General features: G+C 45.9%; 19 protein-coding genes. 5 read left to right on the plus strand and 14 right to left on the minus strand.

Annotated features, from left to right (window positions below):
- Nucleotides 1-212: 212 nt before the first annotated feature.
- From leuS to P5683_RS01465, 3 genes are all read right to left on the minus strand, one after another.
- Nucleotides 213-2,792: a leucine--tRNA ligase gene (leuS, locus tag P5683_RS01455; protein WP_006624300.1), complete on the minus strand. Its 2,580-nt coding sequence runs from the start codon at nt 2,790-2,792 to the stop codon at nt 213-215.
- A gap of 117 nt (nt 2,793-2,909) precedes the next feature.
- Nucleotides 2,910-3,200, minus strand: a complete 291-nt coding sequence (locus P5683_RS01460) for a hypothetical protein (RefSeq protein WP_006624299.1) — start codon at nt 3,198-3,200, stop codon at nt 2,910-2,912.
- A 14-nt stretch (nt 3,201-3,214) separates the two neighbouring features.
- Nucleotides 3,215-5,728 carry an HDIG domain-containing metalloprotein gene (locus P5683_RS01465; protein WP_315641788.1) on the minus strand — a complete coding sequence of 838 codons (2,514 nt, stop codon included), beginning with the start codon at nt 5,726-5,728 and terminating at the stop codon, nt 3,215-3,217.
- Nucleotides 5,729-6,353: 625 nt separating this feature from the next.
- Between P5683_RS01465 and P5683_RS01470 the strand changes: the two genes are divergently transcribed.
- Nucleotides 6,354-6,590, plus strand: a complete 237-nt coding sequence (locus P5683_RS01470) for a hypothetical protein (RefSeq protein ID WP_396442547.1) — start codon at nt 6,354-6,356, stop codon at nt 6,588-6,590.
- 220 nt (nt 6,591-6,810) lie between these two features.
- Here the strand turns inward: P5683_RS01470 and P5683_RS01475 are convergent, their stop codons facing one another.
- The 6 genes from P5683_RS01475 to glyA form a co-directional block, all read right to left on the minus strand.
- Nucleotides 6,811-7,635 (minus strand): hypothetical protein, encoded by an 825-nt coding sequence (locus tag P5683_RS01475; protein ID WP_008052607.1) that lies wholly within the window; start codon nt 7,633-7,635, stop codon nt 6,811-6,813.
- A 16-nt stretch (nt 7,636-7,651) separates the two neighbouring features.
- Nucleotides 7,652-8,092, minus strand: coding sequence for a type II 3-dehydroquinate dehydratase (gene aroQ, locus P5683_RS01480; RefSeq protein WP_006624291.1), 441 nt, complete (start codon nt 8,090-8,092; stop codon nt 7,652-7,654).
- 41 nt (nt 8,093-8,133) lie between these two features.
- Nucleotides 8,134-8,271: a hypothetical protein gene (locus tag P5683_RS01485; protein WP_006624290.1), complete on the minus strand. Its 138-nt coding sequence runs from the start codon at nt 8,269-8,271 to the stop codon at nt 8,134-8,136.
- Nucleotides 8,272-8,498: 227 nt separating this feature from the next.
- Entirely contained in the window at nt 8,499-9,743 is a 1,245-nt protein-coding gene (locus tag P5683_RS01490) for a competence/damage-inducible protein A (RefSeq protein WP_315641789.1), read from the minus strand.
- Nucleotides 9,744-9,774: 31 nt separating this feature from the next.
- Nucleotides 9,775-10,842 (minus strand): glycosyltransferase family 4 protein, encoded by a 1,068-nt coding sequence (locus tag P5683_RS01495; protein WP_006624288.1) that lies wholly within the window; start codon nt 10,840-10,842, stop codon nt 9,775-9,777.
- 141 nt (nt 10,843-10,983) lie between these two features.
- Complete coding sequence (glyA, locus tag P5683_RS01500) at nt 10,984-12,267, minus strand: serine hydroxymethyltransferase (protein WP_008052609.1); 1,284 nt, start codon at nt 12,265-12,267, stop codon at nt 10,984-10,986.
- 298 nt (nt 12,268-12,565) lie between these two features.
- Here glyA and P5683_RS01505 point away from each other — a divergent pair, with 298 nt between their 5' ends.
- Together P5683_RS01505 and P5683_RS01510 are read left to right on the plus strand one after the other, a co-directional pair.
- Complete coding sequence (locus P5683_RS01505; RefSeq protein ID WP_006624285.1) at nt 12,566-12,760, plus strand: hypothetical protein; 195 nt, start codon at nt 12,566-12,568, stop codon at nt 12,758-12,760.
- Between the two features lie 160 nt (nt 12,761-12,920).
- The gene (locus tag P5683_RS01510) at nt 12,921-13,388 is read left to right on the plus strand and encodes a Tic20 family protein (RefSeq protein ID WP_006624283.1); all 468 of its coding nucleotides are present in this window, start codon (nt 12,921-12,923) and stop codon (nt 13,386-13,388) included.
- A gap of 71 nt (nt 13,389-13,459) precedes the next feature.
- Here P5683_RS01510 and P5683_RS01515 read toward each other — a convergent pair whose 3' ends face one another.
- The 5 genes from P5683_RS01515 to P5683_RS01535 form a co-directional block, all read right to left on the minus strand.
- Complete coding sequence (locus tag P5683_RS01515; protein WP_315638639.1) at nt 13,460-14,530, minus strand: hybrid sensor histidine kinase/response regulator; 1,071 nt, start codon at nt 14,528-14,530, stop codon at nt 13,460-13,462.
- An 87-nt stretch (nt 14,531-14,617) separates the two neighbouring features.
- Complete coding sequence (locus tag P5683_RS01520; protein WP_111892596.1) at nt 14,618-15,877, minus strand: serine protease; 1,260 nt, start codon at nt 15,875-15,877, stop codon at nt 14,618-14,620.
- A gap of 27 nt (nt 15,878-15,904) precedes the next feature.
- Nucleotides 15,905-16,792 (minus strand): serine protease, encoded by an 888-nt coding sequence (locus P5683_RS01525; RefSeq protein ID WP_315638635.1) that lies wholly within the window; start codon nt 16,790-16,792, stop codon nt 15,905-15,907.
- A gap of 37 nt (nt 16,793-16,829) precedes the next feature.
- Nucleotides 16,830-17,426 carry a COP23 domain-containing protein gene (locus P5683_RS01530; RefSeq protein ID WP_008052611.1) on the minus strand — a complete coding sequence of 199 codons (597 nt, stop codon included), beginning with the start codon at nt 17,424-17,426 and terminating at the stop codon, nt 16,830-16,832.
- A gap of 237 nt (nt 17,427-17,663) precedes the next feature.
- Nucleotides 17,664-18,959, minus strand: a complete 1,296-nt coding sequence (locus P5683_RS01535; protein ID WP_008052612.1) for a glutamate-5-semialdehyde dehydrogenase — start codon at nt 18,957-18,959, stop codon at nt 17,664-17,666.
- 153 nt (nt 18,960-19,112) lie between these two features.
- Between P5683_RS01535 and P5683_RS01540 the strand changes: the two genes are divergently transcribed.
- A complete protein-coding gene (locus P5683_RS01540; protein WP_006624276.1) occupies nt 19,113-19,850 on the plus strand; it encodes an AsmA family protein in 738 nt (245 codons plus the stop codon).
- Between the two features lie 72 nt (nt 19,851-19,922).
- Nucleotides 19,923-21,254 (plus strand): dihydroorotase, encoded by a 1,332-nt coding sequence (locus tag P5683_RS01545; RefSeq protein ID WP_006624275.1) that lies wholly within the window; start codon nt 19,923-19,925, stop codon nt 21,252-21,254.
- Nucleotides 21,255-21,269: the final 15 nt, after the last annotated feature.

A 21,269-nucleotide genomic window follows, 5' to 3' on the forward strand; every position in this document is an offset into this window, starting at 1 on the left:
GAACACCCGATAATTGATTGAAGGTGCGTCAGCCGATAGTTATTCGGTGAGGATTTATATAGCCGGGTTTGGACGCACCCTACCCAAATCATGATTAGAGAATTATCCTGAACACCCGATAATTGATTGAAGGTGCGTCAGCCGATAGTTATTCGGTGAGGATTCATATAGCCGGGTTTGGACGCACCCTACCCAAATCGTTAAATGGTAAATTAACCGACCACAAAATTGACTAACTTACCAGGTACAACAATCACCTTGCGTAGTTGCTTACCCTCCAGGTGTCGTTGAGCAATTTCTGAGTCTTTGGCTAGTTGTTCCAAAGTAGACTTATCCGCCCCACTAGCCACCTGAATAGTGCCGCGAGTTTTACCATTGATTTGAATTACTAAGGTGATTTCATCCACCACTAAAGCACTGGGGTCAAATGTCGGCCAAGACTGTAGATGAACTGAATCACTATGACCAATTTGATGCCACAAATCCTCAGTAATATGGGGACTAAAAGGAGCCAGAAGTTTTAACAGAGTCTCGATTCCTTCCTGATAAATGGGGGAGTCTTGAATTTTGCTGTTATCAGATAGGGCGTTACTCAATTTCATCATTTCCGATACGGCTGTATTAAATTGGTAATCCCCCTCTAAATCCTCGGTAACTTCTTTAATAGCATTATGGATAGCGCGGCGCAGGTCTTTTTCGGCTTTATTCAGATTCCCAGTAGTTGATTTGGTACTACTAACCGAGTGATTAGCCGCAAATTCGGTAACTAACCGCCATACCCGATTCAGGAATCTAAATTGTCCTTCGACATCAGCATCATCCCATTCTAAATCCTTTTCTGGGGGTGCTTTAAAGAGGATAAACATACGGGCGGTGTCTGCGCCATATTTTTCCATTACCAATAATGGATCAACTCCATTATATTTGGATTTCGACATTTTCTCAAAGAAAACCTGCAAGCGATCGCCTGTTTCCGGGTCTTTGGGTTCATTGGTGTTAACTAGATTCGGGGGGATATATTTACCAGTTTTCGGGTTTTTGTAAGTAATCCCCTGCACCATCCCCTGAGTTAATAACCGTTGGAAAGGTTCATCAAACTTTAATAAATTGCGATCGCGTAGTACCTTAGTAAAAAAGCGAGAATACAACAAATGTAAAATCGCGTGTTCAATGCCCCCCACATACTGATCAACAGGCATCCAATCATTAGTCTGAGCCACATCAAAAACCTGGTCAGCATTTTTAGCATCAGGATAGCGCAGGAAATACCAGGAAGAATCAATAAACGTATCCATAGTGTCAGTTTCCCGCTTGGCTGGCGTGCCACAACTAGGACAGGGAACATTAACCCAATCTTCCAAAGTTGCCAACGGAGACGGACCACGGCCGCTAAATTCCACATTTTGCGGCAATTTCACAGGTAAATCCCCATCAGGAACCGGAACCGCCCCACAGTCAGGACAATGAATAATCGGAATCGGACAACCCCAATAGCGTTGACGAGAAATCAACCAATCCCGGAGGCGATATTGAACCCTTCCTTCCCCATAGCCTTCATCTTCCGCATACTCAATCACCGCCTGTTTACCGTGGCTAGAGTGTTCGCCGCTAAAAGGTCCTGAGTCTACCATAATTCCCGGTTCCGTGTAGGCTTGCTTCACCTCATCATCCGGGTCATTATCGTTATCAGCATCATCAGGAACAATCACCTGGCGAATGGGTAAATTGTATTGAGTAGCAAAGGCAAAATCTCTGACATCATGGGCGGGAACCCCCATCACCGCGCCAGTTCCGTATTCATAGAGGACATAATCCGCAATCCAAATAGGAACCTCTTTTTTAGTAAAAGGATTGATAGCTTTTCCACCCGTGGGAATGCCGCGCTTGGGTTTATCCTCAGCGGTGCGTTCCATTTCGCTTTCAGCCGTCACTTGTTTAATAAAGGCTTCTACCTCAGCTTTGCGGTCTTTTGTGGTAACTTGGGCGACTAAGGGATGTTCTGGGGCGAGAACAACGTAAGTCACCCCATAGACCGTATCAGGACGGGTGGTAAACACAGAGATTTGATCATCAACTCCCACAATGGGGAAATCTAAACGCGCCCCCACAGATTTACCAATCCAGTTAGCCTGCATTAGTTTCACTCGTTCTGGCCAACCGGGGAGTTTTTCCAGGTCATTAAGGAGTTCTTCGGCGTAGTCGGTAATTTTGAGGAACCACTGGCGCAATAATTTCCGTTCTACTATGGCACCAGAACGCCAGGAACGCCCCTCATTATCTACTTGTTCGTTAGCTAATACGGTTTGGTCGATGGGGTCCCAGTTAACCGCCGATTCTTTTTGGTAGGCGAGTCCGGCTTGGAAAAATTGCAGAAAAATCCACTGAGTCCAGCGATAATATTCCGGCGAACAGGTGGTTACTTCAGCATCCCAATCAATGGAAAATCCCAGCCGTTGGAGTTGTTCGCGCATTTGGGCGATGTTTTGATAAGTCCAGGTTTGGGGAGGGATACCGCGATCAATGGCTGCATTTTCGGCTGGTAGTCCAAAGGCATCCCATCCCATGGGGTGTAGGACGCGATATCCTTGCATCCGCTTCAGTCGCGCGATTACATCGGTGATGGTGTAATTACGCACATGACCCATGTGCAGGCTTCCCGATGGGTAGGGAAACATGGATAGGGCATAAAATTTGGGTTTATTGGGGTCTTGATGGGTTTGGTACAACCCCTGTTCAGCCCATGTGTTTTGCCACTTCTGTTCGATGGATGCAGGATTATATCGGGACTCCACAGTTTAACTCCGCGCTGTTGATGATCATAGAACTCTCTGGGATTATTTTTGCACATTGAGGGCTAGATGGCATCTGTGAAATGCAGTTAGAGGAAATACCCCAGGGAGCGGTTATTATTATCCCGGTTGAATGGATAAAAATTCAATGGTGGGAATCAGGGGGTCTTTGACCATCCCCAAGCCAGAAAATCCCCAACGTTGAACAATGCTTTGGATTTGAGAACCTGAGATAGATTCAACGGTAAAGCGATCGCTAACTTCTGCGCCATGTTGGTTCAGGTAGCTAAGGGCTTCAAAATGTTCGGCAAATAGCAGCACATAGCTTTCGGGTAAATCCGGGTTAGGATGAGCGGCTACATATTGACCATCTTTTTGAGAGCAGAGTAAATAATAAACTTGGGAAAACATTTGTCAATTATCCATTATCTTGATGAGAAAACACCTTTGGGGTAAGCGATACGTTTATGGTTAACTTGTTCCCAGACCCGGACGAAAATTTCGGCAATTTTTGCCATTTCTTCCCGTGTTAATCCCGAATCTACTAATTGATTATCTTGCCACCGAGCGCGCAGAATTTTATTAACCATTTGTAAGGCTTCTTCGTGGGTGGCATCTTTAAGCGATCGCAATGCCGCCTCACAGGAATCTGCTAACATGACAATACCAGTTTCCTTAGATTGGGGGATAGGTCCATCATAGCGGAAATCTTCTTCCTTAACTACAATGCTATTATCTTCTTTGGCTTTTTGTTGGGCTGCATAGTAAAAATAAGCAATCAACATTTGTCCCTGATGTTCGGGTATAAAAGCCTGAATAGCTTTAGGTAAGCGACATTTACGAGCCATAACTAAACCCTCGCTGACGTGCTTTTTAATAATGCGAGCGCTTTCTGTGGGGTCGTCAATTTCATCATGTTTATTCGGACCACCCATCTGATTTTCAATAAATCCTAGGGGGTCGTGCATTTTACCAATATCATGGTAAAGGGTTCCCGTCCGTACCAGTTCCACATTACAGCCTAGGTGACTGGCGGCGGCTTCTGCTAAACTAGCCACAAACATGGTATGCTGAAAAGTGCCAGGAGCTTCTGTGGCTAATCTTTTCAGTAGGGGGCGATTCGGATTAGCTAATTCTGCTAGTCGTATGGGTGTAATTAGGTCAAAAACGTGCTCTAAATAGGGGCTTAATCCTAAAGCGACAATACTCCAAGCCAAACCTTCAAAAACCTTGAGAGTGACCGCACCCAGCAGCACATGAAAAATCACCGTAGCCGTAGAACTTACTATCAGGGTAGCGATTAAATAAACTAGCCCTTGAGTTATACCTACCGCCCCACCTAGGAGGGCTAATTCTTCACGCGATCGCAACTTTCCAGCCATTAAACTACCCACCAGACCACCAGCGGCACTAGCCACCAGGGAAATGGTCTCAATTTCCATACCAATGGGAAGCATTATTGATAGGAGAGTTACCACAGTCACACCGACTGCAGAGCCATAAAAACTCCCGATTAATAACCCCACCGCTGGCAAATTCGTAGCTGGTATTTTTAACAGTAATAACACCGGAGTGCTGAGACTTAGTATCAATAAGAGAATATAATCTCGTCGTCGCAAACCCGGACGGAATTTTCTTTGTACTACAAGCACAATCACAATCGAGACTGTCACTAAGCAGACAAACCCCATTAAGCCTCTCCAATTAATCCCCCGTTCACTCTTCCCAAAATAGTCAAGGATGACAAATTCTCGCTGAGTGATCGTCTCACCTTCTTGGATAATCACATCACCTTGATTGACATTCACCATCACAGTTTCAACTTTTTGGGCAGCTAATTCAGCTCGTCGTCGGGTAGCTACGGGATCTTTAATCAAATTAGGTCGGAGATATCTGGTTAAAACTGTATTAGCAAAGCCTTGGGATTCTGGGGGAATTACACCGTTAATATGGAGACTGGCAGCTTGTCTGATAATGTCATTAGGTAAACCTAGAGCGATACCTTGGGATAGCATTTGTCTAGCTATCTGTAAAATGCTAAATTGGGTCTCTTGCCATAGTTGATCAGACCAGTTTAATACAGTGCTATCATATAGCTCTCTAGCTTCTGAGGTCTGTTGTTCGGAGAGTAAATCAACCGCTTGGGCATAGCTGCGACGAGCATTTGAGATTTCCGAGATTAAATCTGAAAAAACTTCCTCGTCAACTCGGTTGCGGTATTGAGACAGTTGTAAATAAGCCTTACGTTGCTGTCTTTCCTGCTCCAATTTACTCTTAAACTTTTGGATATTAGATTTATCGACCGTGACGGTTTCCGGTTCGTCGGTGGTTTCTAAACTAGGGGTCTGATTAACTTTGGTAATCAACTCTTGCCATTGTCGTTGTGGTAGCTGGCGAATATGGCTCTGGACATCTGTGGAGACAATGCCAGTGTTAACATAGGGAAGGGGTCCAGCTAATTCTCGAATGGTGTTAATTTGATCAAATACTGATTCCAGGTTTTGCAGAATTTCCCGGTCAATAGTCGGATCGATAACCAGAACGGATATCTCCCCCATCTGAGCGGCTCGGCGCTTTTCTTCGGTGGTTTTTATGTCTTCAATAGTAGCATCAGCCGGAGCGATAAAGGATTCGGGAGCATATCTGCCGACTGATAATCTGGGTTGGTTATAAAAGCGAACCCCCATGACACCTGTGAGGGTGCTAATTGCTATTACCCACAGGAGGGGATAACCGATTTGAGACGATCGCCTTTTCCGGGTCGGGGAACCGTTACCGTTTCCCGCCGGAGTTTCTGAGTTCTTCAATGCGATCGCACTAGATTTTTGCTTATTTGTACCCTGATTTACCACTTCAGCCGTCCCTCCTCGCGATGATAAATGGCGAGTATGACTCCGAAGCCTTTCAATCTGTCGGGTGATTGACTCAAACCTATCCATACAAACCTATCCGGCACAATTTAAATTTAACCTAAATCCCCGGCGCGATATTCCTCAATTGGGATGAGTCATATTTCCGCACCAGTAGTTATTTAGGTCCTAGACCCCTCGAATCCGCCCCTTTTCTGCCTAGCGGCGGGCAGTATTTGTTATTTTAACTTGTGTTTTGTTCGGACGGGTATAAGTCCCGCGAACCACCCCCTTTTTTGAGTGTCGGGATACATAGATTGGCGGCGGGAATTGAGGGGCGACTTGCCCGGAAAATCGACAATCACCTATCCTCTGATGGTATTATAGTGCTAATGGTGCGATCGAGTTTATTCACAACGAAGTCAAAGCCAGAATCTATCCGCCGGGAACCCCCGCCTTGAGACCATAGCCACCCCCCAAACCTCCTAAGAAACCTTTACCACCCTCGCCGCCATCACGGAGCGGATGATATATTAAATTCCTCAAATGCTTAACTCTCTATCGCACCAAATAATCAGCAATTGTGGCGATGTCAGTGCTGTTACCTATGCCAAATATAGAACAGGTCTGAGTCTAACTTAAAGAAATGGCTGCCAGTAACGAGGACACCGCCGCCTAAAATTTGGGATATTTCTAGTTAATCTAACCATGAAATATGGCAGAATTTATGTTAATTGAAAAAATCATCCAAGAATTACAAGCTATTCCCGAAGACAAACTCACCGAAATTTATGACCTAATTCACTATTTCCGTTTGGGTTTAAATCCAGAAAAATCTGCCACTGTGACCGATAACGAAGCGGAACCGCGCCGCCCTGGTTTACTCACCGGAGAACTCTCAGACGCATTTTTTGAACCTTTACCAGAAGAAGAATTGCAGCCATGGGAATAAGCTATCTCGTTGATACTCATATCCTCCTCTGGTGGCTTTTCAATGACCACAATTCGTAACCCCAACCATTACATTATGGTTAGCAGTCCCACCGTCTGGGAAATTGCCACCAAATATCGGATCGGCAAACTTCCAGAAGCAAAACCCCTGATCTAAGACTATGGAGAATAATGCGATCGCCTTTCGATCGCTAGATAACCCCCGCCATATTGTGGACCTGTTAAATTAAAGCACTGTCCAGGGCGCATGGATCAACCCCAGACCAAATTTTAAATAATTTTTCTCCTAGGTCAAGCATAGAGATTTCCGCTGGGGGGTGGGGAGTTTGATGGTTGATTCTCCAACCGACAGGAATGCCTAACAGAGTATTATAGGCTCCCGATAATATACCACTGATGATGGTTGTCAGTGCAGACCTTGAATTAACTTGGGATGAACGCTTTAGGGTTAATAGGGGTTGCTCAGGTGTACTCAGAAAACAGTACAATCCTAGGGCTAGGCTGGAATGAGGAAAACTCGACAAATGCGCCTGTGTTTGTATCAGCGTCATTGATTCAGCTAGGGCTATTTGCACCTGAGACAGTTGCTGCTCAACCCTGGTGTTGTTGGTGGATAGGTTTTCTAATATCCTCGGTATTATGGGGCGATTATCCCTTGCTGTTGCCATGATTTGGGCTATGATTTCACCCATCACTAACATTGTGGCTTCCCTTTCCAGACTGCCATCACTCTCAGACCATATTTCGGCTAATTGTTTTAATTGCTGTTGCTGGAGGGGTCGGTTTTCATGGAAAAATAGAGCCACAGGGAAGGCAATTAAAGCGGCTTCATCGGGGTTTGGTGGGCTATCTGGGGGGCGCTGGCAGCTTTTTTGCCAAATTTGACCCCAATGGTCTAAATCTAAGCCTTGATGCTCAATGAGACTGGCGGTGAAAGCCATAGTTAAACCCACCCAGTCCGGTTCGGGTGGGTGATGACTGAGATAACTACCGCAAGCCGCGCCTAGCAAAGCGCCTTGGAACTTTGCTAATAATGGGTGTTCCATGTGGAAGGTTTGGGTTTTAGGGCGATCGCAGATAGTTTACCAATGCTCTCAAACCTAAACAATAACTATCAGCCCCAAAACCGCTAATCTGACCGATCGCGATCGGGGCTATATAGGAATGATGCCTAAAGGGTTCGCGGGTGTAAATATTACTCAGGTGAACCTCAACAGTGGGAATTTTGACTGCTGATATAGCGTCCCTAATAGCAATACTGGTATGAGTATAGGCTCCTGCATTGATCAGCAAGCCATGATGGTGATCTAATGCTGAGTGAATGGCATCGACCAAGACTCCCTCGTGATTAGACTGCCTAGCCACAACCTCAGCCCCTAATGATGCTGCCTCCTGTGTTAGCAGTTGGTTAATGTCATCTAAAGTGGCTTTGCCATAGATACCCGGTTCCCGCTGACCTAAGAGGTTTAGGTTAGGACCATGCAGCACCAGAATACTTAACAATTTCTTAATACCTCAGCAGTTGACTTTAAACTGATTTACCACTATCTCTGGCGAGGAAAATCTCTTACTGGCACAGGAACTGGTTCCGCTTCCGGTTGTGCTTCTGGACCTAATAATGCTTCGATTAGATCCCGCGCCCATTCCCGGAGTTTCTCCAGTACCTTTTCAATGTATTCCATTGCAAAAATGGCTCCTTTTTACAAATTCGCAGGCTAATCTAACTCCAACCCGCAATTTCTTTGATTTTAGGGTAGTAGCAATTTCGGAACTGCTCCTACACGGAACGGGTAGACCTCATGCCTTCAGTGCCTACTGTTAGCAAAACTGACATACCCTAAGATTAGCTAGTTGCCCAGCAGTGATTTAATCATAACAAATCTTCATAGAATTTGGCAAGTTGATCAGGTTAAAATTGGCGGCGGAGTAGGTCTAGGGCGCTACAGGCGCTGGCTCGTTGAATCCAGGAGCGTTCTCGCTGGTCCCCGAAACGAAATTCTTTGGCGGTAGCGGTTCCGTCGGGTTGGGCTAGTCCGATGTATACTAATCCGACGGGTTTGCTGTCTGTACCTCCTGATGGTCCAGCAATTCCGGTTATGGATAGTCCCCAGTGGGTTTGGAGGAGCGATCGCACTCCCAGAGCCATTTGTTCGGCAACTGTAGCGGATACTGCCCCCAATTGCTCTAAGTCGGTGGCATTAACTCCCAGGAGTTGGTGTTTGATGCGGTTATCGTATGCGATAACTCCACCTAAGAAATATTCGGAACTGCCAGAAATTTCGGTAATCATTTTACCCAAACCGCCGCCGGTGCAGGATTCAGCTACACTCAGGGTCTGTTGTGTTTGTCGCAAATGCTGACCGACCACGGAGGCGAGGGTGTCATCATCGGCACCATAACAGTTTAATCCGGCAATTTGTCTTAATTGGGTTACGATTGGTTCAATGAGTGCGGCGGCGCGGGTGGCAGATTCGGCACAGGCGGAAATTCGCAGTTTGACTTCGCCATAATTAGCATAGGGGGCTACTGTGGGATTTTGTAGGTCTAGGAAGGGGGCTACTTGTTCGGCTAATGCTGATTCGGTAATGCCCCAAAATTTGAGGATGCAGCTGTAGATGGTCTGAGAACACCAGCCTTGTAGCCGTAGGTAGGGAATGGCGATTTCTACCCACATTCGTTTCATTTCGGCGGGAACTCCGGGGAATGTTAGGATGGTGAGGCGATCGCCTTTTGGTTGCCAAATAATCCCCGGAGCGCTACCAATAGGATTGTAGAGGATGTCTGCCCCTTGGGGAATTAGGGCTTGTTTGCGGTTACTGGGAGACATTTCTCGCCCACGGCTGGCGAATTTTTGGGCAATATCTTGGATGATTTCTGGTTTTTCAATCAGGGGGGTCTGGAAAAAGTCGGCAATGGTTTCTACCGTCAGGTCGTCGGGAGTCGGTCCCAAGCCTCCGGTAAAAATTAGGAGTTGTGATCTTTCCGAGGCGATCGCGATCGCTTTTTTGAGACGTTCTGGGTTATCTCCCACCACAGTTTGATAATAGTGAGGAATACCAAGTTCGGCTAATTGTTCTCCCAGAAATTGGGCATTAGTATTAGTAATGTTACCCAGGAGTAATTCTGTCCCCACACAAATAATTTCAGCCGTCATATATTTGATGATGAAAAATCGTCAGAGATTATTAACTTGATGATTTGGCACGCTTTACGGCTTTCCAACTGGTATAACCCAACAATCCGGTAGCCCCCCAAGCATAGACCAAACCACTGGGAAAACCGGAGAAAGCCAGAGCCAAACTCCCTACCCATAGGGTGAGAGTATAGATAAAGAGAACGGTTAACCTTTGAGATAAACCCGCTTTTAGTAGTCGGTGATGCAGATGGCGGTTATCAGCAGCAAAGGGAGATTTTCCATGTCGTAATCGTTCAATAATAACTGCTGACATATCCAAAATCGGCACAGCTAGAATTAGATAGGGTAGTAAAACAGAGGTTACGGCGGTAGTTTTAACTAAACCAATAACTCCGACACCAGCCAAGGTAAACCCCATAAAATAGGAACCGCCATCGCCCATAAAAATCTGAGCGGGGTTAAAATTATATCGGAGAAATCCCAGACACCCCCCAGCTAGGGCGGCGGCAATGAGGGCGGCGGCGGGTTGATTCATATATAGAGATGCGATTAACATCACCACGGCTGCAATACCGGAAACTCCAGCAGCGAGACCGTCGAGACCGTCAATCCAATTTATAGCATTAGTCATTCCCACTAACCAAAGGACGGTGACGGGTAAACTTAACCAGCCGATATGTATTAAGCCGCCAAAGTAGGGGATACTCAGAAATTCAATGCGGACTCCGACCCACCAGACTGAACTGGCGATCGCTGTTTGTAAGATTAATCGAGTTAAGGGAGACAGACCAAATAAATCGTCTCCCAAGCCAATGAGAAAGAATGCTATAGCGCCTATAGCGACCCCTAAAATTTCAAATTCTTGTTTAGGGGGGAGGGGCTGACCATCTGCGCCGATAAAACCACCCAAGCACCAAACTAATAGTAGTGCGATGAGTGTACCGATGAAGATAGAAACTCCCCCCAAGCGAACCATAGGACGCTTATGCACTTTGCGATCGCAGGGTAAATCTACTCGTCCGCTTTTCAGCCCGATATTTTTGACTATCGGTGTACTCCACAGGACCACGACGGTAGAAATTACAAAGGCCAGCAGATGATAAAAAGGATAGGGCATCTGATCAAAGTTTTTTTGGGATGGGTGCTAAAAGCTAGTTCAGGGTGAGTCTACTATATTTTGAACCGCCTGATCACAGTCTCCCTTTAAAAGATGGGGGTATTGTTGGTTATTTTGGTACCCATCAGACCCAGAAATTGATTAAGTCAGTGCGGGAACTTTGATTTGTAGATGGGGATATAGGGGGAAGCGATCGCAAAGTTGGGCGACGCGCGCGCGACAGTCGGCTGTCACTGTGTCATCATCAGGATTTAATAGGCGATCGGCGATAATATTACCGATTTCCATAAATTCTGAAATTCCCATCCCTCTGGTGGTCATGGCTGGAGAACCTAACCGCAGACCACTGGTGACAAAGGGTGATTCTGGGTCAAAGGGGACTGTGTTTTTATTGGCGGTGATGTTGATTTCACTCATCAAGCGATCGGCAATTTTTCCGGTCATTTTCACCGATCGCAAATCCACCAACATCAGATGGTTGTCTGTACCACCAGAAACAATTTTTAAGCCCCGTTGCTGTAAGCAGTTAGCTAACGCTTGAGCATTGGCGATCACTTGGCTTGAGTAGGTTTTAAATTCCGGTTTTAGTGCTTCCCCAAAGGCGACCGCTTTACCAGCAATCACGTGCTCCAGGGGTCCGCCTTGAGTACCGGGGAAAACCGCTTTATCTAGTTTTTTGCCCAATTCTGGGTCACGGGTAAGGATTAACCCCCCCCTAGGTCCCCGCAGAGTTTTATGGGTGGTGGTGGTGACCACGTGACAATGGGGTAATGGGTTGGGGTGATGACCTGTGGCGACCAGTCCCGCAATATGGGCGATGTCCGCTAGGAGATATGCTCCCACCTCGTCGGCGATCGCTCGGAATTTGTCAAATTCAATAATCCGGGGATAGGCGGAATAGCCACAAATCATCAGTTTGGGTTGATGTTGTTTAGCCAGTTCCAAAATCTTGTCATAGTCCAAGGTTTCCGTTTCTGGACTGACTCCATAGTGGCAAACATTAAACCATTTACCCGACACATTGACCGGGGAACCGTGGGTTAAATGTCCCCCGTGGGATAGATCCATCCCCATGATTGTATCTCCCGGCTGTAGGAGAGCCAGGAACACCGCAAAATTAGCTTGAGCGCCTGAATGGGGTTGAACGTTCGCATGGGTAGCATCAAAGAGCTGACAAGCGCGATCGATGGCTATTTGCTCGATTTGATCGATAAATTCGCAACCGCCATAGTAGCGTTTTTTGGGGAGTCCTTCCGCATATTTGTTGGTGAGGACTGACCCTTGGGCAGCTAAAACGGCCGCGGAGGTAAAGTTTTCGCTGGCGATTAGTTCCAGGTGTTCCCGTTGACGCTGTAATTCCTGTCCGATGAGTTCTGTTACCGTTGGATCACTTTGGGCTAATTGGTCTAGGTTGGTGTCACTCACTGTATAAATTCCCCTTTCAGAGTTCTTAGGTTTTGGTACTATGGAGCGATCGCTTGAAAGTGCGCCCCAAATTCACCATCATAACCCGCTTACTGCCCCCAGATACATTTAACCCAGAAAAATCTGGCCGCGGCCAGTTGATATTTCCACCCCAGCCAACAAAATCTGAGCATTGGATGTATCCCGTGACACAACCTGATATTAATGGCCATGTTAAGTTGTGCATCAATCCTGGGGTCTTAACGAATCTCAAAATATAATGGGGATAGGGCTTCAGCAATCGCGGGGAGGGAGGATTATGTTAGTCATGGTCATGGAAAACCAAATTATTGAAAGCCATCAAGTGTGTCAGGGGTGTTTACTCGCCGACCATAGCGGTCAACCCCGATGGCGTGGCGACCATCTCAGTTGTGGTCATCTGATCCGTAAACCCGGAGATAATCAACCCGGTCAGTATGAGTGTCAGATGGGATTCCGCATTGCTAATATTTAACTGGCGGCGTGGGTTGAGCGATCGCTATTCATACTCCCGTTAGGTTTGGCTATAACGGGGGCTGTCTCTGTGAAATCTAAATTGGTAGTTGAGCCATATTCCGTCGTCACTGCGTTATCCTGGGAGTATCGACTTTTTTTGGTTAACAGGAGAGCTGACTATGAATTGGCGTGGGACAACGACTGTTCGCGATCGCATTTTTGCTTGTTTGCCCTATATGCTACCCTTGATGTATGGAGTACAGTTCGGCAGATTTTTATTAACTCAATTTCCCATACTACAGATTATTTTGATTCCCGTAGCTCCCCTAATGGCAATTTTTCAGTCTATTCCTTTTGCGGGTCTGATTGTCTTTTTCTTGCTGTATCTGCTGGTGGTGCGTAACGAAAATATCCCCCACTTTATCAGATTTAATGCCATGCAGTCGATTTTGTTGAATATTATCATTTTGGGCTGTAGTCTGATTTTGGGGATTATCCCATTGCAAGGGTTTATCCAAGAAACTCTGTTTAATATGATTTTCTTGGGTGTTTTAGCCTCTGTTAGTTATGGTATTGTCCAATCTATCCGGGGACAGTATGCAGAAATTCCGACTATATCCGATGCCGTTTATATGCAGGTTCGCTAAAATTACCAACTGTTAATATCTGGGGGCGGTCTTAGGGGCTGCCCTTGTTTTCCGACAGTCGGAAATAACTATTATATAGTAATCTCAAAAATACTGCCTTGTGGTTGGTTAGGGATAACTCTAATGTGTCCGCCGTGTGCTTCAACAACCATTTTACAAAAAGCCAATCCCAAGCCAATTTGAGAGACATTTTTAACTATTTTACCGATGTCATATTTATTAAAAATACTCGCTCTAAATTCCTCCGGGACTCCCGGACCAAAATCAACTACTTGGACCCTAGCACCTTTGGGGGTAAGATAATCAGCATTAATAATAATTTCACTATGACGGGGTGAGAATTTCGTGGCGTTGGAAAGTAAGTTATCTAAAACTCGTGTAAATAGTGCCTCATCCACTCTAATTGTACCACCAGGCGCGGGAAGTTGACAAATAAGTTGGATATTTTTTTGAGTGGCGATAACCTGGAAATTTTCCACAGTGGATTGAATAGTAGTACACAGATCAACATCCGCCAAATTTAACTCAATGTGTCGGTTTTCCATTTTCCCCATGATTACCAAGTCGTTGATTAACGCTTGTAAACGTTGGGCGGAGAGTAAGCATTTACCAATTTTATCTTCAATTTTATCGGGAAGTTCTGTCCTCTGTAAAAGATATAGGCTAAATAATACACTCATTAAAGGATTCCGCAGGTCATGAACTATCATATTGACCATATCTTCGCGGGATTTTAGAATAGCTTGCAGGTCATCATATTGAGACTTTATCCGCAACATAGAGTTAACTCTAGCAACGAGTTCCACCCGATTAATGGGTTTACTAATAAAATCATCAGCCCCGGTTTCTAAGCAGCGGGCGAGGTCTTCTTTACTGTCTAAGGCGGTGACCATAATAATGGGTAAAGTTTGCCATTTGCGAATGTCTTTAATAGCGCGACAAACTTGCTGGCCATCCATGTCGGGCATCATGACATCGAGTAAAATTAAATTGGGTTGCAGTATATCCAAGGAGGCGATCGCCCGAGTCCCATTAGATGTATAATGCAACTGATAATTTTGGTCTGATAATAAAGTTTCGATTACATCAAAATTATCGGGGTCATCATCTACAATCAGAATAGATGGCAAGGAAGATGTCATAAGTTAACTTTTCAGATGATATCCCAGTAGTTGTCGCAACTACCAAGACACGGGAGCCAGTCTAATTTGGGCTATTATAACATACATTTACCAACAAGGCTCTCCCAAAAGTAGACTATCGCAACCGCCAGACGGTGTATCTCGCAGTCGAGAACCTAAGCCCTCAAAAGAACTGTAACTATCATAAATGTTAGGAATTACATCTTGAGGGTCATCAAAACTGCCAACAGGAACAGATCCGATCGCAAAATCTACCGTTCCCGTGCTACTTCGGGCGGGAATGGCGGTCAGGGCGGCTTGAATAATTTGGGGCGGTGGAGGATTAGTGTTAAATGATAGATTTAAACCCGTGCGGCGAATTAAGCCGATAAAATTATTAAAGGCTTGACCACTACTAAAGCGGGTTCGTAGGGTGGCTGGGTCTGCGCGTCCGGTTCCTTGACCTTCGATGGCAAAATCCCCCGACTCAAAGGCTTGGGCGTTGGGGGCATTACTAACGGAACAGAATTGATTGACCAGTTGGGCTTTCCCACCGGAACCGCGACCGTGAACGCCCACCACGCGACCTTGGTTGTCAAATACAGGACCGCCACTCATTCCGGGACGGGTATTGTCTAAGTAAAAAATGCTATAACCGTTTTCGCTGCTGGCGGGGTTAACTACTCCGGTGACCGGTCCCCAGGTAAATCGTCTTTGGCGACGGGCTGCCCTCCCGGTACAGCGTCCGGTGGTGGCATCTCTTTCTTTTTCGGGGTCAGGCCAGCCGGAAACATAAATAGGGTCGCCCACATTGAGGGAGTTTTCGGTGGCGGAAGGGGCTACAGGATAGTGATGATCGCTTTCAAATACTACTACGGCTAGATCCGGTCCGTCTACTCTCGTGGGTAGGGTGATGGAATAACAGCCAAATCTCATTAAATTTCCTGGGGTGGGAGAACCGTTGAGGGGACAGCCTCGCCCATCGTTGGGTTGTTGGACTATATGAACTTTACCGTCACTGGTGCGGATACCGTAAGAGATTCCAGCATTTAGGTCTCGCTGTCGGAAGTTGTGGCTAACAGTCAGAACATAGTGGCGATTACCTTCGCGGGCGATAATGACACCAGAACCGGGATGCCATACGCCATCGGGGTTGTTTTGGCTGGCTAGGGGATTTCTGTAGTTATTTTCTAGGGCTTCGATGAGTTCCGGTCGCAATTCTGGCGCAATTAATACGGTGGTTTGGCTGGCGATGGAGTTGATTTCTGCGGGGGAAAGTGCAGCCAGGGCTGCGGGCGCTAGAGTCGCTAATAGGGAGACTCCGGCTAACAGTAGTAGATTTTGAGTAAGCGATCGCATTTTTGTCATCGTTCCTAACCTGATATTTGTTCTGGTTTACCAAAACCATTGCGAGGGTGAAGATACGGGAGAAACGGGTTCAACGGGGGGTGAGGGTTTGGGGTTGATGGTGTTTGCTGATGTGAAATTGGGGGCGAGTTGTAACACGGTGTGAATGGGAACCGCCCAACTGTACTCAACCAGTTTTGCTGCTAGGGCGGGGTCGGGGGATGAACCGTCTACAAATTCATAAGCATTTCCCCACAGTGGATATTTGTGCATTCCATTAATAGCCACCAGTTCCCCTCGGCGATTTAATAGGGGTCCGCCACTCATTCCTGAAAAAATGTCGTTGGTGTATCCTACCTGATAACCTCCGATAAATGGCTGTGGCATCCAAAGGGAGACTTGACCTTCTGTAATCACAAACCCTTGGGGGGCTGATGGGTCGGGTTCTAAGGGAAATCCAGCCGCGATTACGGTTTCTCCTAGGTCTACTGGGGTGGAGGCGATCGCTGCTACATTATAGGAGTGATCTACACTGCGAAATTGCACAATCCCTAAATCATTGTGAAACCAAGATATAGAGTTAACTATTTCGGCAGCATGGATGCGGTTATCGTAGGTCTGGACTCGATAATTTTGCCCTCCCCCTGGTAGCAAAACATGATCATTGGTGACCACTGTATAAATGCCACCCTGATGGTCAATAATTACCCCGGTTCCCCACATCCTTCCTGAATAAACGCGGACAGTAATCTGTCTAGCTTTTTGGTGCAGTGCGGCTGTTGAGGGAATTGGTGGACTGGTGTTGGCGGCTAGGGTTGGTTCCCGCTGAAATTGTCTGCTTTCTTCTTCTGTCAGCACTTGTGCTTGACAGCTTAATCCTAACAGGGGAAAACTAATGGCGATCGCTCTCGCTAAAAATTTGAGTGGTTGCTGCACCTTAGATACTTGAGATACTTGGTAGATATTTGAAGGCTCACCACGCTGTCCCCGGTTGAGAACTGGGGGGGTCTGATGGTGTCATGGGTGCGGGGGTAGAACTTTCGGCGGGAACTCCCCCTAAAAATTGATCAAAGTTGATGTAGACACCTGCATCATCTTCGCTTTCAAATAGGATATCACTGGCTCCTCGGCGGATGTTGAACAGTCGCTGAAGTTTACTTTCGGCGGGTTCGGGGTCGTCCGCTTTCATGGTAAATAATATGGTGTTACTAGCGCAGGGCATTCCATGATCGGAAACTACGCAAATTACTGGTAAATTGTTGACATATCCGGCGGTTAGATATCTCAGTTGTCCAGTATGGGAAAAGTTGGTAAACCTTTGGGCGATTTCCTGACAGCGGCGTTCTGGGGAATAGCCAGAGGCGCTGAAATATTCAGAATATAAGCTAACTATGGGTTTATTTCCGGCGGGTGTGCGAGCATAGACGGTGGGATAGCCTATGGGGGAGTTCATGTCGCAGTAAAAGGATGTTGCTTGCGCTTGGGCGACATCAGGCGGCTGAAATACGGCGAAACCTCCCAAGGCAATGGCTGCTACAGTTGCTAGTTGCACAGTTGGATTTTTTTGCATTTTATAAGCCCTTGAGACCTTACCTTATATTATGGACGGTTTGGGGGCGATCGTCAACTATTAAGAAATGATTATGTTTTGGGAATTTTAGGAAAATTTATGCTAAATAATAATTCTAGTAACTTGGTGTAATCTAGTTAACCATAATCAGTTAGGCGGGTTAAGCAATGTTGGGGGTGAGATGATCAACCTGAATAATTGCTCCCGCCTTTCTAGGTGGAAATGGCTAGGCTGTTATTAAAGTAAGTTTCTATGGGTAAATGGTTTAGGATTATTTCCGGCGTAAGTGGCGACGATATGACCATCCCCAATTAATTGATATTTATAGGTCACTAATCCTTCTAAACCTACGGGACCTCTGGGGGGCATTTTGTGGGTACTGATACCAACTTCCGCCCCAAAACCATAGCGAAAACCATCAGCAAAACGGGTGGAACAGTTATGAAATACTCCGGCTGAATCTACAATTGCCATAAAGGTTTGGGCGGCTTCTTGGTCTTCGGTAATGATGCCATCTGTATGCCCTGAACCGTAGGTATTAATATGAGAAATGGCGGCTTCTAAATTTTCGACTACTTTAATTGAGAGAATTAAATCAGTATATTCTGTCTGCCAGTCTGCGTCTGTGGCTGGGGCAATATTGACGATTTTTTGGCTGTGACTATCCCCCCTTAATTCTACTCCTTTTTGTTGGAGTTCTGCGGCTAGTTTGGGTAAAAATTGCGGGGCTATTTGCTGATGCACTAACAGGGTTTCTAGGGCATTACAAGCGGCTGGATATTGGATTTTTGAGTCAATGACTATGGGTAGGGCTTTGGATATATCTGCCTCCCGGTCTATATATAGATGACAAATACCATCCGCATGACCTAAAACGGGAATCCGGGTATTTTCCTGGACGAATTGTACAAAAGAATTGGAGCCCCTGGGGATAATTAAATCGACATATTTATCTAACTGCAATAACTCAATAATTTCGGAGCGAGTAGTTAATAACTGTACGACTTCGGGATTGACTGCTGTTGTGGCTAGTCCCTGGCGGATGGCTTTGACGAGTTCTCGACAGGAATTAATCGCCTCTTTGCCACCTTTTAAGATTACGCCATTTCCCGACTTGACGGCTAAGGCGGAAATTTGAATAACGGCATCTGGTCGCGCCTCGAAGACTACTCCTAAGACTCCTAAAGGACAAGTTAGCCGGCGCAAGTTTAAGCCTTGGTCTAGTTCCCGATTAATTTGAATTGCGCCTACTGGGTCGGCTAATTTTTCGACATCTCGCAAGCCGGAAATCGCGCCTTTTAACTTGGCTTCATCGAGTTTTAAGCGGTTATAAAGAGGTTTCGCAATACCATCAGCTTGGGCTTGCTGACAGTCCATCTGGTTGGCGGCGAGAATGTCTGGGGCGGCATTTTCTAGGGCTTGGGCTATGGATGCGATCGCCTGATTTTTGGCATCTGTAGATAAAACAGCCAATTGGCGGGCTGCTGCTTGGGTTTTTTGGGCGGTTTCAATTAGCAACGGAGAAATAGTCATGGTCAGCAATTTATGTAAAATATAGTTAAGCAGTAGTAGTGGACAGTAGACAGCTATAATAATTATAGCAAACAATTGACGGGGAACCTATCAACTGTGAAATTTTCTGGTCTATAATATATCCAAATCACGGGCTAAATCTGGAGTGAAACCATGACTAAAAAACGGAAAAATTGGTTAACTATTGCTGGGATTGTGGGCGGGGTGCTGATTGTCCTAGCTGCGATCGCCAATGTGACTTTATCAAGGGTAGATAGCCAATTGCAAAACTACCTAGAAAATACAGTGAGTTCTACCCTAGGAGTACCGACCGAAATTCAATCTTTGAGTTTGGATAAATTGCGGGGTGATTTGCGGATTAATAATCTGACCATCAACAATCCTGATAATTTTAGCACTCCCCATGTTCTCAAGATTCATCAGGTGGATATTGATGTGACTCCGAGAAGCCTGTTAACTGATGTGGTGGAAATCAATAATTTCGCGATTAACTATATTGATGTCAACATCGAACAGAGACTACTAAACAACAATATCTTGGCAATTATCAATAATCTGAAATCCACCCAACCTTCGGAACCGCAGACACGGACTGAAACCACAGAGGAAACCTCGAAAACTAAGCTAAAAATTAACTTTGATGTTATCGATGTTCAGAATACTAAAGTTAATGTGACTTTAGCACCTTTGGGATTTGCCAGTTCTCTCGATTTTCAACTCCCTAACCTGCGTCTAACTAATGTGTCATCAGAGGACTTTGAAGAAATTTTGACCAGCGACTTGATTCGGCAAGTTGTACAAGATATATTCGAGAGTATTATTAGAGATGGTGGGGAAAAAATCCCGGAGATTTTACAAGAAGCGATCGCCCCGGAAACTAATCCGAGCTAAATGATGATAAGTTGTAGCCAGTTGATGGTAAAATGGTAGTGGTTATCTAAACTACACGGTCACAAATCAGTCATGTCTACTACCCAAATCATCTATATCCGTGGCGCGAATATTCTGCTACCGGATGGCAATTTCAGCTTAGGAGATGTTAAACTGGGGGGGGGTAAAATTCTGGAAATTAGTTCAGAACTTCCCGCCGCCGGAGAGTCAGAAATGGACCTAAATGCAGAGGGGTTAACTCTGTTACCGGGAGTAATTGACCCCCAGGTTCATTTTCGGGAACCGGGACTAGAATATAAAGAAGATTTATCAACAGCCAGTCGCGCCTGCGCTAAAGGTGGCGTTACGTCGTTTTTGGAGATGCCGAATACTCGCCCTTTAACTAGCACAAAGGAAGCGTTGGCGGATAAACTAGAAAGGGCTGCCCAAAAGTGTTTGGTAAATTATGGCTTTTTTATGGGGGCGACTCCTGAGAATTTACCGGATTTATTAGAGGCTAACCCGAGTCCTGGGATTAAAATTTTTATGGGGTCAATGCACGGACCTTTATTGGTCGATCACGAAGAAATTTTAGAACCGATTTTTGCTAAAGGCGATCGCCTAATTGCGGTACACGCGGAAAACCAGGACCGGATTAATCGTCGGCGCGAGGAATTTGCGGGACAAACAGATCCAGCCATTCACTCCCAGATCCAGGATGAACAAGCCGCCCTAGAAGCCACCCAACTGGCTCTGAAGCTGTCTAAAAAGTATCAACGAAGATTGCACATTTTGCATCTATCTACAGGTATAGAAGCCGAATTGCTGCGACAGGATAAACCCGCCTGGGTAACAGCAGAAGTTACCCCCCAACATTTGGTGCTAAATATCACCGATTATGGTAAAATTGGCACCAAAGCTCAAATGAATCCGCCTTTGCGATCGCCTGAAAATAATGAAGTTCTCTGGCGAGCGTTGTTGGATGGAGTCATCGACTTTATTGCTACAGATCACGCCCCCCACACCCTAGAAGAAAAAGCCAAACCATATCCCAATAGCCCTTCAGGAATGCCGGGAGTTGAGACATCCTTACCAGTGATGCTAACTCAGGCGATCGCCGTCGGACGTTGTAGTGTTGCCCAGGTATCTAACTGGATGTCAACAGCCGTAGCAAAAGGTTATAATATCCCGAATAAAGGAGCGATCGCCCCTGGTTATGATGCTGACTTAGTGTTAGTTGATTTAAACAATTATCGCCCAGTTTTAGCCTCAGAATTGCAAACCAAGTGTGGCTGGAGTCCCTTTGAGGGTTGGCAGCTAACCGGGTGGCCAGTGGTTACTATTGTCGGAGGTCAAGTAGTGTATGACCATGGCAAACTTAACTTAGAAGTAAGAGGGAAAGCCTTGACATTTGACCATCATTAAACCCCTAAACATCAG

It is taken from the genome of Limnospira sp. PMC 1279.21, assembly GCF_032349615.1.
In the GTDB taxonomy this organism is placed as follows: Bacteria; Cyanobacteriota; Cyanobacteriia; order Cyanobacteriales; family Microcoleaceae; genus Limnospira; species Limnospira fusiformis.

Excerpts from the sequence above, each read along its gene's own strand:
- P5683_RS01460 (WP_006624299.1), bottom strand. The coding sequence starts at position 3,200 with ATGTTTTCCCAAGTTTATTATTTACTCTGCTCTCAAAAAGATGGTCAA.
- P5683_RS01465 (WP_315641788.1), bottom strand. The coding sequence starts at position 5,728 with ATGGATAGGTTTGAGTCAATCACCCGACAGATTGAAAGGCTTCGGAGT.
- P5683_RS01470 (WP_396442547.1), top strand. The coding sequence starts at position 6,354 with ATGGCAGAATTTATGTTAATTGAAAAAATCATCCAAGAATTACAAGCT.
- P5683_RS01475 (WP_008052607.1), bottom strand. The coding sequence starts at position 7,635 with ATGGAACACCCATTATTAGCAAAGTTCCAAGGCGCTTTGCTAGGCGCG.
- P5683_RS01485 (WP_006624290.1), bottom strand. The coding sequence starts at position 8,271 with ATGGAATACATTGAAAAGGTACTGGAGAAACTCCGGGAATGGGCGCGG.
- P5683_RS01490 (WP_315641789.1), bottom strand. The coding sequence starts at position 9,743 with ATGACGGCTGAAATTATTTGTGTGGGGACAGAATTACTCCTGGGTAAC.
- P5683_RS01495 (WP_006624288.1), bottom strand. The coding sequence starts at position 10,842 with ATGCCCTATCCTTTTTATCATCTGCTGGCCTTTGTAATTTCTACCGTC.
- P5683_RS01505 (WP_006624285.1), top strand. The coding sequence starts at position 12,566 with ATGTTAGTCATGGTCATGGAAAACCAAATTATTGAAAGCCATCAAGTG.
- P5683_RS01510 (WP_006624283.1), top strand. The coding sequence starts at position 12,921 with ATGAATTGGCGTGGGACAACGACTGTTCGCGATCGCATTTTTGCTTGT.
- P5683_RS01515 (WP_315638639.1), bottom strand. The coding sequence starts at position 14,530 with ATGACATCTTCCTTGCCATCTATTCTGATTGTAGATGATGACCCCGAT.
- P5683_RS01520 (WP_111892596.1), bottom strand. The coding sequence starts at position 15,877 with ATGACAAAAATGCGATCGCTTACTCAAAATCTACTACTGTTAGCCGGA.
- P5683_RS01530 (WP_008052611.1), bottom strand. The coding sequence starts at position 17,426 with ATGCAAAAAAATCCAACTGTGCAACTAGCAACTGTAGCAGCCATTGCC.
- P5683_RS01535 (WP_008052612.1), bottom strand. The coding sequence starts at position 18,959 with ATGACTATTTCTCCGTTGCTAATTGAAACCGCCCAAAAAACCCAAGCA.
- P5683_RS01540 (WP_006624276.1), top strand. The coding sequence starts at position 19,113 with ATGACTAAAAAACGGAAAAATTGGTTAACTATTGCTGGGATTGTGGGC.
- P5683_RS01545 (WP_006624275.1), top strand. The coding sequence starts at position 19,923 with ATGTCTACTACCCAAATCATCTATATCCGTGGCGCGAATATTCTGCTA.